This is a genomic window from Vibrio sp. V39_P1S14PM300, assembly GCF_009904765.1.
GTDB lineage: Bacteria > Pseudomonadota > Gammaproteobacteria > Enterobacterales > Vibrionaceae > Vibrio > Vibrio proteolyticus.
In genome coordinates, this window is record NZ_WXWP01000396.1 from 1 (window position 1) to 10,905 (window position 10,905).

At 52.2% G+C, this 10,905-nt stretch carries 12 protein-coding genes; 6 read left to right on the plus strand and 6 right to left on the minus strand.

Features of this window, described 5'->3' with window-relative positions; all coding sequences use genetic code 11:
• Positions 1 to 86 precede the first annotated feature (86 nt).
• From rplU to folA, 6 genes are all read left to right on the plus strand, one after another.
• Complete coding sequence (gene rplU, locus CAG65_RS20570) at positions 87 to 398, plus strand: 50S ribosomal protein L21 (protein ID WP_021706853.1); 312 nt, start codon at positions 87 to 89, stop codon at positions 396 to 398.
• A 20-nt stretch (positions 399 to 418) separates the two neighbouring features.
• Positions 419 to 676, plus strand: coding sequence for a 50S ribosomal protein L27 (gene rpmA, locus CAG65_RS20575; RefSeq protein WP_021706852.1), 258 nt, complete (start codon positions 419 to 421; stop codon positions 674 to 676).
• 169 nt (positions 677 to 845) lie between these two features.
• The gene (gene cgtA, locus CAG65_RS20580) at positions 846 to 2,018 is read left to right on the plus strand and encodes an Obg family GTPase CgtA (protein ID WP_021706851.1); all 1,173 of its coding nucleotides are present in this window, start codon (positions 846 to 848) and stop codon (positions 2,016 to 2,018) included.
• A 117-nt stretch (positions 2,019 to 2,135) separates the two neighbouring features.
• Complete coding sequence (locus CAG65_RS20585; protein WP_161454828.1) at positions 2,136 to 2,897, plus strand: threonine/serine exporter family protein; 762 nt, start codon at positions 2,136 to 2,138, stop codon at positions 2,895 to 2,897.
• A gap of 1 nt (position 2,898) precedes the next feature.
• Complete coding sequence (locus tag CAG65_RS20590; RefSeq protein ID WP_021706849.1) at positions 2,899 to 3,372, plus strand: threonine/serine exporter family protein; 474 nt, start codon at positions 2,899 to 2,901, stop codon at positions 3,370 to 3,372.
• 12 nt (positions 3,373 to 3,384) lie between these two features.
• Entirely contained in the window at positions 3,385 to 3,867 is a 483-nt protein-coding gene (folA, locus tag CAG65_RS20595) for a type 3 dihydrofolate reductase (RefSeq protein WP_161454829.1), read from the plus strand.
• Positions 3,868 to 3,899: 32 nt separating this feature from the next.
• Here the strand turns inward: folA and apaH are convergent, their stop codons facing one another.
• From apaH to lptD, 6 genes are all read right to left on the minus strand, one after another.
• Complete coding sequence (gene apaH, locus CAG65_RS20600; RefSeq protein WP_021706847.1) at positions 3,900 to 4,712, minus strand: bis(5'-nucleosyl)-tetraphosphatase (symmetrical) ApaH; 813 nt, start codon at positions 4,710 to 4,712, stop codon at positions 3,900 to 3,902.
• A 15-nt stretch (positions 4,713 to 4,727) separates the two neighbouring features.
• The gene (gene apaG / locus CAG65_RS20605) at positions 4,728 to 5,108 is read right to left on the minus strand and encodes a Co2+/Mg2+ efflux protein ApaG (protein ID WP_021706846.1); all 381 of its coding nucleotides are present in this window, start codon (positions 5,106 to 5,108) and stop codon (positions 4,728 to 4,730) included.
• Between the two features lie 64 nt (positions 5,109 to 5,172).
• Positions 5,173 to 5,979, minus strand: a complete 807-nt coding sequence (gene rsmA / locus CAG65_RS20610) for a 16S rRNA (adenine(1518)-N(6)/adenine(1519)-N(6))-dimethyltransferase RsmA (RefSeq protein ID WP_021706845.1) — start codon at positions 5,977 to 5,979, stop codon at positions 5,173 to 5,175.
• Between the two features lie 15 nt (positions 5,980 to 5,994).
• Positions 5,995 to 6,990 carry a 4-hydroxythreonine-4-phosphate dehydrogenase PdxA gene (gene pdxA, locus CAG65_RS20615; protein WP_161454830.1) on the minus strand — a complete coding sequence of 332 codons (996 nt, stop codon included), beginning with the start codon at positions 6,988 to 6,990 and terminating at the stop codon, positions 5,995 to 5,997.
• A complete protein-coding gene (surA, locus tag CAG65_RS20620) occupies positions 6,977 to 8,275 on the minus strand; it encodes a peptidylprolyl isomerase SurA (RefSeq protein WP_161454831.1) in 1,299 nt (432 codons plus the stop codon). Before surA ends, pdxA begins: the two co-directional genes overlap by 14 nt.
• A 50-nt stretch (positions 8,276 to 8,325) precedes the next feature.
• Positions 8,326 to 10,686 (minus strand): LPS assembly protein LptD, encoded by a 2,361-nt coding sequence (lptD, locus tag CAG65_RS20625; protein WP_161454832.1) that lies wholly within the window; start codon positions 10,684 to 10,686, stop codon positions 8,326 to 8,328.
• Positions 10,687 to 10,905 lie beyond the last annotated feature (219 nt).

Consider the following 10,905-nt stretch of genomic DNA (forward strand, 5'->3'; position numbering starts at 1 on the left):
TCCTTTCTGTAGAATCTGCGCCCTATTGATGATTAGTTTAGCGCACACCCTCATGAAAAGGCTGTGCGGAAAAAGCGGAGTAAAATATGTACGCTGTTTTCCAATCTGGTGGTAAACAACACCGTGTAAGCGAAGGTCAAACTCTTCGTTTAGAGAAATTAGACGTTGAAACTGGCGCAACTGTAGAATTTGATAAAGTTCTGCTGGTTGCTAACGGTGAAAACATTCAAGTTGGTGCACCTCTTGTAGAGGGTGGCAAAGTTGTTGCTGAAGTAGTACAGCACGGTCGTGGCGATAAAGTTAAAATCGTTAAGTTCCGTCGTCGTAAGCACTCTCGTAAGCAACAGGGTCACCGTCAGTGGTTCACTGAAGTGAAGATCACTGGTATCAACGCTTAATCTAATAGGAGAGTTTAACAATGGCACACAAAAAAGCTGGTGGTTCTACTCGTAACGGCCGCGATTCAGAAAGCAAACGTCTTGGTGTTAAGCGTTTCGGTGGTGAATCGGTACTAGCAGGTAACATCATTGTTCGTCAACGTGGTACTAAATTCCACGCTGGTAACAACGTTGGCCTAGGTAAAGACCACACTCTGTTCGCTCTGACTGACGGCAAAGTTAAGTTTGAGACGAAAGGTCCTAAAAACCGTAAATTCGTAAGCATCGAAGCTGAATAATTTAGGTTTCTAGCTGAATTCAAAAGCCCTGCCGATTCGGCGGGGTTTTTTATTTATACAGAGAGCAAAGACCTTAGACCCTAGACCCTAGCAAGCGGGGAGACTGGGATCTACAGTCTAAGGTTTACTAGACTTATATTGACTTCCCACGCAAACGAGTGGAGGAAAAATGAAGTTCGTTGATGAAGCGGTAATTAAAGTTCAGGCAGGCGATGGCGGCAACGGTGTCGTCAGCTTCTGGCGTGAAAAATTCGTTGCGAAAGGTGGCCCGGATGGTGGCGACGGTGGCGACGGTGGTGATGTTTACATCGAAGCCGATGAGAACCTAAATACCTTGATTGATTACCGCTTCCAGCGCTTCTATGAAGCGGAACGCGGTGAAAATGGCCGCGGTGGTAACTGTACCGGTAAGCGCGGTAAAGACAAAGTCATGCGTGTTCCGGTGGGGACGCGAGCGGTCGACATTCATACCAATGAAATTGTCGGTGAAGTGGCTGAGCACGGCAAAAAGGTCATGGTGGCGAAAGGTGGCTGGCACGGACTGGGTAACACCCGTTTTAAGTCCTCGGTCAACCGTGCGCCGCGCCAAAAGACAATGGGTACCAAAGGCGAAGTGCGTGAACTGCGGCTGGAACTGTTGCTGCTGGCGGATGTCGGTATGCTTGGTTTGCCAAACGCGGGTAAGTCGACCTTCATCCGTGCGGTATCGGCGGCCAAACCTAAAGTGGCGGACTATCCGTTTACCACGTTGATCCCGAGCTTGGGTGTGGTGAGTGTGGTCCCTGAAAAGAGCTTTGTGGTGGCGGACATTCCGGGTCTGATTGAGGGCGCTGCGGACGGCGCGGGCCTGGGCATTCGCTTCCTGAAGCACCTAGAACGTTGTCGCGTTTTGTTGCATATGATCGATATCATGCCGATCGATCAATCCGATCCGGTTGAAAATGCGCTGACGATCATCGATGAGCTGGAACAGTACAGTGAGAAACTGGCGGATAAACCACGTTGGCTGGTTTTCAACAAGGTTGATCTGATGCCGGAAGAGGAAGCAGACGAAGTGATCCAACGGATCCTCGATGCTCTGGGCTGGGAAGAGCAATACTTCAAGATCTCTGCGGTGAATAAACAGGGCACCAAAGAGCTGTGCTACAAACTGGCGGACTTCATGGAAACGCTGCCGCGCGATGTGGAAGAGCGCAGCGATGAAGAAAAAGTCGAGTTTATGTGGGATGACTACCACAAAGACGCGATGGCCGGTGACAATGTGGTCACCGAAGATGACTGGGATGATGAAGATTGGGACGACGAAGAAGATGACGGGCACGTTATCTACGTTCGCGACTGATTGAAATCCGTTAAAAAGCCGCAATGTCTATTGCGGCTTTTTTGTGTCTAAATCATGATTCTGACTGATGTTTTCAGGCACAATAACACGATACCTAAATGGAGTTAGAGACACACTATGGCATCGGAACAGCGGGCGGTGTCCCGTTTAATTGCCCAGGCCGGGCAAATGTTACTGGCCCACGGCGCAGAGAGTACGTTGGTGGGTGATATTATGCGTCGTATCGGACTTGCGAGTGGCATGAATGAGGTGGAAGTCTCGTTGTCCGCCAGCTCGCTGGTGATCACCACGGTGTACGACGGGCATTGTATTACCACTGCCCGGCGTTGCCCGGATCGTGGCATCAACATGCGTGTGGTCACACAGGTACAACGGATTTGTATCATGCTCGAGCGTGGCATCATTGATCCGCCGATGGCGCAGCACAAATTGGAGAAGATCAGCCCGGCGCGTTACAACCGTTGGTTGGTGCTGGTGATGATTGGCTTGTCCTGTGCTTCGTTCAGCCGGCTGGCAGGCGGTGACTGGAGTGTGTTTGCGATGACCTTTCTCGCTTCATCGGTTGGTATGGTGGTGCGTCAGGAGATCGGTCACCGCCATTTCAATCCACTGCTCAACTTCACCGCGACAGCCTTTGTCACCACCGTGATTTCCGCTCAGGCGGTGACACTGCAAATTGGTAATCGCCCTGAACTGGCGATGGCGTCGTCCGTACTGATGCTGGTACCGGGATTTCCGTTGATCAATGCCGTTGCTGACATGCTGAAAGGCTACATCAATATGGGGATTGCACGATTTACCATGGCCAGCTTGCTGACGTTGGCGACGAGCTTGGGCATTGTGGCTGCGATGACACTGATCGGCGTATGGGGGTGGTGAGATGCTGAGTTGGACGCTGTTGCTGGGATTACTCAATGACATGTTTTTTGCCGCCATTCCGGCGGTGGGATTTGCTCTGGTGTTTAATGTGCCAGTGCCGGCACTCAAGTACTGTGCATTGGGCGGCGCGCTGGGGCACGGTGCGCGTTATCTGATGATGCAGTTTGGCATTCCGATTGAGTGGGCGACGTTTTTTGCCGCAACGTTGGTGGGAATGATCGGCGTGCACTGGTCGCACAAATTCCTCGCCCACCCGAAAGTGTTTACTGTGGCGGCATTGATCCCTATGGTGCCTGGGGTGTTTGCGTTTAAAGCCATGATTGCTATGGTCGAAATCAATCATCTGGGCTATCAGCCAGCCTTAATTGCGACGCTGATGGAAAACTTTCTCAAGGCGATGTTCATTATTGCCGGTCTGGCGGTTGGTCTGGCCGTTCCCGGGCTGTTATTCTACCGTCGTCGACCGATTGTTTAGATAGGAAAAGTTATGATCATCAGTATGATTGCCGCGATGGCAGAGCAGCGTATCATTGGCAAAGACAATCAAATGCCATGGCATTTACCTGCGGATTTCGCCTGGTTTAAGCGCTGTACGTTAGGCAAGCCGGTGGTGATGGGGCGCAAAACGTATGATTCAATTGGCCGTCCTCTGCCGGGACGGATGAACATCGTTATCAGTCGTGATGCATCGCTTGTCATTGACGGCGTGACCACCGTGACCTCAATTGAATCGGCGCTGGAAGCCGCTGGCGATGCGGAAGAGGTGATGATTATCGGCGGCGGTAGCATCTATCGGACTTGCCTGCCGCAAGCTGACAAATTATATCTGACGTTCATTGACACCCAAGTGGATGGTGACACCCGGTTTCCTGATTGGGGAGAAGCGTTTGAAGAGATCCACAGTGAAGAGTATGCCCGGGATGAGAAAAACGCTTACGACATGCGTTTTACCATCTGGCAACGCCGTTGATGCCATCGCCCACCCCTCCGGTGGGCGTAATCTCAGGCGGTCGTCAGAGCAGGTTGATGGAACCAGCGCTGATCTTCCCAACGGAGCATCGTGAGGCTGCCGCCCCAGACACAGCCGGTATCGAGTCCGATCACACTTTCTCCCTGATAACCTTCCAACGCCGCCCAATGACCAAACAAAACCGGTTTTGCCAACTGAATGCGTTGCGGTAAACGGAACCAGGGCATCAGTTCCTGGGGACTGACCTCGTTAGGGGGCAGCTTACATGCCATGTCGAGTCGTCCGTCCGGCAAGCAAAAGCGCATCCGGGTATACGCATTGATGATGTAACGATAACGCTCCAGCCCTGATAAGGTCGGCTGCCAGAAATCCGGCGTGTTGCTGTACATATGCTCAATTAGCCAAGGCCAGTGTTCACTGCGTAGCACGTGCTCTACTTCTCGGGCGCACTGACGCGCGGTATCCAGATCCCATTGCGGGGAGATCCCAGCATGGGCCATCACAAACTGATCGTGTTCCGCCAACAGGGGCTGTTGACGCAACCAGGCCAGCAACTCGTCGCGATCCGGTGCGTCGAAAATCGGCTGGGTTTGATCTTTCTTTTTGACTTTGTGGATCCCAAGCGATACGGCCAGAAGATGCAGATCATGATTCCCCAGTACCACGGTCGCGTTGTCGCCCAGATCGCGTACAAAACGCAGTGTCTCAAGGGATTTGGGGCCTCTGGCCACTAAGTCACCCGCCAGCCATAAGTGATCGTTGTCCGCGCAAAAGCCGGCCTGAGTCAGCAGTGCCTGCAACTCATCAAAGCAACCTTGAATATCACCAACAATATATGTCGACACAGCAACTCCGTTCGGTTAGTTCAGCACATTCGGTACCGCCAGGCGGAACGGATCGATTTCAGCGCTGAATTCCACGCCTTTACTGTCGTGCATGATGTACTGGCCTTGCATGACGCCGACCGGGGTTTCCAGTGCCGTTCCACTGCTGTAGGTGTATTCGTCGTTGCCGTCGATAAACGGCTGCTTGCCGACAACGCCTTCACCTTCTACCGACATTTGTTTGCCGTTAGCATCGGTGATTAACCAGCGTCTGCTGATCAGCTGCACGGTTTCTGTACTGAGGTTTTTAATCGTGATCATGTAGGCAAACACATAGCGCTGCAGTTCCGGATTGGATTGCTCGGCGATGTATTTGGTGTGAACCTGAACTTTGATGCAAGGTGAGGATACGTCCATGGCAACTCCTTACTTGTCTTAACAGACAAAAGCCGATAGCAGTGCTATCGGCTTGATGATGCAATTATTGGTGGTGAGCGTCCAGCCAGTTGGCCATCGCGACAAACTGCTCCAGAGTCAGATTCTCCGGACGAACGCCTGAGTTGATACCCAGTTGTTCAAACTCGTTGTCACCCAGCAGGCCCTTGTAGCAGTTTCGCACGGTTTTACGGCGTTGATTGAAGCCTTCGCGACAGACGCGATCCAGCCATTTGAGACTGGTGGCCGGGTGCGGTAGATCTTCATAAGGCACCAGACGCACAACCGCTGAATCTACTTTTGGTGGCGGGACAAACGCCGTTGGTGGCACTTCCAGTACAGGCATGACTTTACAGTAGTACTGCGCCATGACGGTCAGGCGACCATACGCTTTGCTGCCTGGGCCGGCGGCCAAGCGGTTGACCACCTCTTTTTGCAGCATAAAGTGCATGTCCTGAATGTCTTTATGGAACTCAAACAGGTGGAACATCAGCGGCGTAGAGATGTTGTAAGGCAGGTTACCGAAAATACGTAACTTGTTGTTTGGCTTGACCAGTTGTGTGAAGTCAAAGCGCATGGCATCGCCTTCGTGAATGGTCAGTTTGTCTGCCAGTTCCGGGTGGTTACGTAAACGCTCCGCCAGATCGCGATCGAGTTCAATCACGGTCATCTTATCGATTTCGCGGCCAACCGGTTCGGTAATAGCGCCCAGGCCCGGACCGATCTCAACCAGATTCTGGCCTGGTTTCGGGTTGATGGCTGAGACAATGCCATCAATGATATACGGATCGTTCAGAAAGTTTTGACCAAAACGTTTACGCGCTTTGTGCCCTAAATGGACATCATTTCTCATAGTCATCTCAAAAAATTAATTCGGTTGCTTTTCTACTAATTCAATAGCGTGTGTCAGTGCTGTTCTAAAGCTCCCTGTGTCCGCTCGTCCTGTCCCTGCCAGATCGAGAGCGGTACCGTGATCGACCGAAGTTCTTATAAAGGGTAGACCAAGGGTGATATTTACTGAACGGCCGAAGCCTTTAAACTTCAGAACCGGCAACACCTGGTCGTGGTACATGCCCAGTACGGCATCGGCCTCGTCGAGGTATTTCTGGTTGAAGATCGTATCCGCCGGCAACGGGCCGACCAGATTCATGCCATGTTCGTTGCGCAGCCGCTCCAGTGTCGGAGAGATGGTTTCGATCTCTTCCATCCCCAGACAGCCGTCTTCGCCAGCATGCGGGTTCAGTCCGCAGACATATATCTTGGGTTGCTCAATGGCAAATTTCTCAACCAGATCCTGATGCAGGATATGAATGATTTTTTCCAGACGTTCGCTGGTGACGGCTTTAGACACATAGGCCAATGGAATGTGAGTGGTCACCAGCGCCACACGCAGCCCTTCGGTTGCCAGCATCATTACCACCAGCGGTGTTGCTGACTTTTCCGCGAAGAATTCTGTGTGTCCGCTGAACGCAACGCCTGCCCGGTTGATCACCCCCTTGTGCACAGGGCCGGTGACAATAGCATCAAATTCACCGCTCATACAGCCCAAAGCGGCTCTTTCCAGTGTTTTTAATACGTAGTGACCGTTGGCTTCATCCAGTTGTCCAGCGCTGCAAGGCGCTGCCAGAGGAATATGGTCCACCACCAATGAGCCTGCGGTTTGCGCCACAGGAGCTTTGGCAGCATCGTAGTCGAGCAGCTTGACCTCAACGCCAAGTTGCTTGGCGCGCTCGGCCAACAGCGACTTGTCGGCACTGACGACAATCTGGTGTTCCCAGCTTTCTGTTGAGAGAGCCAGCACCAGATCCGGTCCAATCCCCGCCGGCTCACCGGCGGTCACCACGATTCGTTTAGTTGTTGCCATCGTTTTCGTCATTCAGTTGTTCAACAAAGGCACTGGCCCGCATTTCTTGCAGCCATGCACTGGCTTCTTCATTGAATTTACGATTAAACAAAATTCGGTAAGCCTTGTTTTTCAGCGCAGCATCGGTGCGGTCAACCTGACGACGCGCCATTACTTCAACAATGTGCCAGCCGTGTACGGTTTTGAATGGCTCACTGATTTGCCCAATTGGCAGAGTTTCGACCTGATGCTTGAATTCTGGTACGTACAGATCCGGGGTTTGATAGCCCAGGCTGCCGCCTTGAGCGGCCGAGCCCGGATCCTGACTGTACTGTTTCGCCAGTTCTGCAAAGCTGGCTTTGCCTTCTCGAATTTGACGGATAAAGTCATTCAGCTCTTTTTGTGCCCCCTCATCGCTGAGGATGACGGTCGGCTTGATCAGAATGTGGCGCGCGTTGACTTCCGTTACTGCCACTGTCTCCAGACCTTTCACGTCGTCGATTTTCAGAATGTGGAAACCGACACCGCTGCGAAACGGTCCGATAATCGTGCCTTTGCTCTGAAAGCTGATTTGATCGGCAAAAATGGTTGGCATCTCTTCTTTGCGCATCCAGCCCCAGTCACCGCCTTGCAGTGCTTTTGGTCCTTTCGAGTAAGTGTATGCCATGGTTGCGAAGTCTGCGCCGGATTTGAGTTTCGCGACCAGATCGTTGGCTTGTTTCTCAACGTCGGCTTTATCGACGCCTTCGTCGACGCGCAACTGGATATGGGAGATTTTATACTGCACCGTGGCATTGGTTTCCTGGGCCAGCAGGTTCGCCAGGTTGTCTACTTCGGCCGGTAAAATATTGATGCGGCGGCGAACCAGCGCATTGCGCGCTTCACTGGCGGCGATCTCTTTACGGATCTGCTCACGGTAATCCGCCCAGGTCAGCCCTTCAGCTGCCACAGCCGCCTGCAGTTGCTCCAGCGACTGGTCGTTTTTCTGCGCAATGTCACCGATGGCTTGGTTGAGACGGTTGTCGTCAACACGCACACCGATACGCTCTGCTTCTTGTTGCTGAATGGTGTCCATGATCAGCTTCTCGGTGACCTGTTCTTTCAGGACCGAATCTGGTGGCAGGGTTTGCGCGTTTTTCTTGGCATTGGCGCGAATGGTTTTCATCGCTGAGTCGATGTCACTTTGCAGTACCACACCGTCGTTGACGATGACCGCGATCTGATCCAGCTCACGCGGTGCAGCGTGGGCTAGGGTCACTGTGCAGGTTGCCAGCAGAGTGATGAGGGTAGCTTTCCAGGATTTCATTTATCGTCCTATCTATAAAACCGGTCTGCCTGTGCGGCAGACCGAGATCATTAGTTATTCAAGAAGAATGGGCGGCCGTAGCCCAGAGCATTGCCAGCACCGCTGACACCAGTTGCACTGGAGTCTGAACCGACTGAGGTACCGAAACCGATGATACCGAAGTTAACACTGAAGTTGTTCTCATATTCAGGATCTGCGTCTGGGTAAGCACCGAACGATGGGTCCCATTTACGCAGCTGGTTACTGTAGGTAAAGCCGATGTACCAGCAGTCTGAACGGTAGTTCAGGTTAGCCAACCATTCGATGTCTTGATCTATGGTCAGGTCGTAGAAGTACTGAGCTCTGGCGGACCAGTTGCGGTTCAGCTTGTAACTGCCCAGCAGGCCGAGTTGGGAGATGCCGTCTTTGGTGATGTTGTTGGTGTTAAAAGTGACGGTCTCATCAATGTAGTCTTTATCGACGTAACGGTAGTTGGTCTGTACGTAGCCCGCATTGAAACGGTATTCCAGCGTGCTGTTGGCGGACTGAACCGAGCTGGAGTCGATGTCATACTGAATCCCACCATGGTAGAACAGCGCATCGGCATAGTTGAAGTCCATCTCTACTGCCCAGGCGGAGTAGTTGGTGTCTTCATCGTTGTTGCTGTCTTCGTAAGGGGATGAATCTTTCGTGCCTTTGTCCAGGAAGAAAATCTGACCAAACGAGATATTCAGACGCTCTTTGTAGCCATCATCGAAGAAACGCGTGGTGGCCCCGTAACTGACCTGGTTGGCCGGTGCGATGTAGTCGACACTGCTGTACTTACGGCTGCGGAACAGACCATAGTAGTCAGTTTGCAGCAGCGTGGTGTCGTACCAGCCGATGTTGTCCTGTTTTTCGTTCGGCACGTACAGATACTGAACCTGAGGTTCCAGCGTCTGAGTGTAGCCATCAATAAAGGTGGTGCCGCGCTCAAGGACCACACCGGCATGGGTGCGGAACTGCGGGATCACCCGGGTGAGGTTCTCGTCCAGATTCTCGTACGCCTCATTGGTGCGATCCACTCCTTCCAGATCCTGATGGTAGTATGTGGTCAGCAAGCGCGCTTCTGTGGTCCAGGTACCCCAGGTGTTGCCCACCGGCACGGTCAGGCCCGGCTCAATATGGACGCGGGTGGCCGACGGCTTGCCTCTGGCGTCGGTATCAAAACGTGAAATGCTGCTCAGCATGTCAAAGTCCAGATAACGCATCAGCTCAGGCGAGTAGTAGTTAAACGCCAGCTGTGGCATCAGACGATACGGCTGGTTGGTGTTGGTCGGGTCGTCGGTCAACAGCTGGAAGTCCCGCACCAGTACTGACGCGTCCCAGTTGTTGGAGCGGTATGTGGCTTCGCCTTCCTGGATCAGCTGGCCGTCTTCACGGTTACCTATGCTGGAGTCGACGTCGGAGAAGTAATCAATGTCACTGACTTTGGAATAATCAATGTTGAATTTCCACGCTTGACGGAAAATACCGCTGTGACGGTACTGGATACCCCAGCGATCGCCTTTTTCCTGGTATTTCTGATCATCCGGCAGATACTCAAATTCGATGCCACCTTTACCCAGCACGTTGAGGTAGCGGAATTCACCGTTCAACTGTGTGCCGCGCTCCGACATGTATTTGAACGTGGTGGTTAAGTCGTACTGTGGATGGATGTTCCAGTAAATTGGCACCTCCATCTCGTAACCGTCGCTCGAACCGTACGAGACGGTCGGGTATAGGAAGCCGGTTTTACGCGTGTCACCGATCGGCACGGTCAACCAGGGCAGATAAAATACCGGCACGTTCTGGATTTCAAAACGTGGGTTGTAGAACGTGGCCTGTTCTTCATTCTGATCAACGTCGATGCTGGTGGCGACCATGCGCCACGCGTTGTCACCGTCTGGGCAGGAGGTAATCGAGCCGTCTTCAATCTCGTACACGGCTTTGCCAGTTTTGGAGATGTAGACCGCATGACCGCGGCCCGGCTCACACAGGAATTTGTACTTGGTGTTCTCTAAGGTCACCTGATCCGTGTTGAGATCGTTGGTGGCGCGATCGGAGAGACCTTTTAGTTGGCCATCGCTGAAGTTAACGTTACCTTCAGCGACCACGATGTTCTCTTTTTGGTGCAGGGTGACGTTATCTGCAATAATGCGTTTCTTACCCTGGGTGACAACCACGTTACCGCTGTAGGTCGCTTTTTCGCCGTTTACTGCTTCCAGCGCATCCGCTTCAACGTTAATTGGTTGTTCGTTCGGGTTTTCGGGGTCTGGCTGATTGATCAAGCATTGATCTATAGCGGGCAGTTCCTGCACACTATCCTCTACCGTCGCTTCGGCTTGAGTCGGAGGCACAAAAAAAGCAGCACTGATTGAAGCGGCCAATAGGGTTAGGGGAAAACGTGGCATCGAGTTTTACTATCCTGTTGAACTTGATTTCTTCGGTGAATAGGTGACCGAATGTTAAATAAATCGGCCCTTATCATAAAGTAATTTGAAGCTTACGGCACTATCAGACCACTGAACCACAGAAAAATTCATAGATTGAGAGCACATAAATGCAGATTTTTGGCAAAATCCTGGGCGGTTTTTTTGGTTTTCTTTTCGGGGGACCGTTTGGCGCCATAC

Coding starts and splice junctions, on each gene's coding strand:
- surA (WP_161454831.1), bottom strand. CDS start 8,275: ATGAAATCCTGGAAAGCTACCCTCATCACTCTGCTGGCAACCTGCACA.
- cgtA (WP_021706851.1), top strand. CDS start 846: ATGAAGTTCGTTGATGAAGCGGTAATTAAAGTTCAGGCAGGCGATGGC.
- CAG65_RS20590 (WP_021706849.1), top strand. CDS start 2,899: ATGCTGAGTTGGACGCTGTTGCTGGGATTACTCAATGACATGTTTTTT.
- pdxA (WP_161454830.1), bottom strand. CDS start 6,990: ATGGCAACAACTAAACGAATCGTGGTGACCGCCGGTGAGCCGGCGGGG.
- CAG65_RS20585 (WP_161454828.1), top strand. CDS start 2,136: ATGGCATCGGAACAGCGGGCGGTGTCCCGTTTAATTGCCCAGGCCGGG.
- rpmA (WP_021706852.1), top strand. CDS start 419: ATGGCACACAAAAAAGCTGGTGGTTCTACTCGTAACGGCCGCGATTCA.
- apaG (WP_021706846.1), bottom strand. CDS start 5,108: ATGGACGTATCCTCACCTTGCATCAAAGTTCAGGTTCACACCAAATAC.
- rsmA (WP_021706845.1), bottom strand. CDS start 5,979: ATGAGAAATGATGTCCATTTAGGGCACAAAGCGCGTAAACGTTTTGGT.
- folA (WP_161454829.1), top strand. CDS start 3,385: ATGATCATCAGTATGATTGCCGCGATGGCAGAGCAGCGTATCATTGGC.
- rplU (WP_021706853.1), top strand. CDS start 87: ATGTACGCTGTTTTCCAATCTGGTGGTAAACAACACCGTGTAAGCGAA.
- lptD (WP_161454832.1), bottom strand. CDS start 10,686: ATGCCACGTTTTCCCCTAACCCTATTGGCCGCTTCAATCAGTGCTGCT.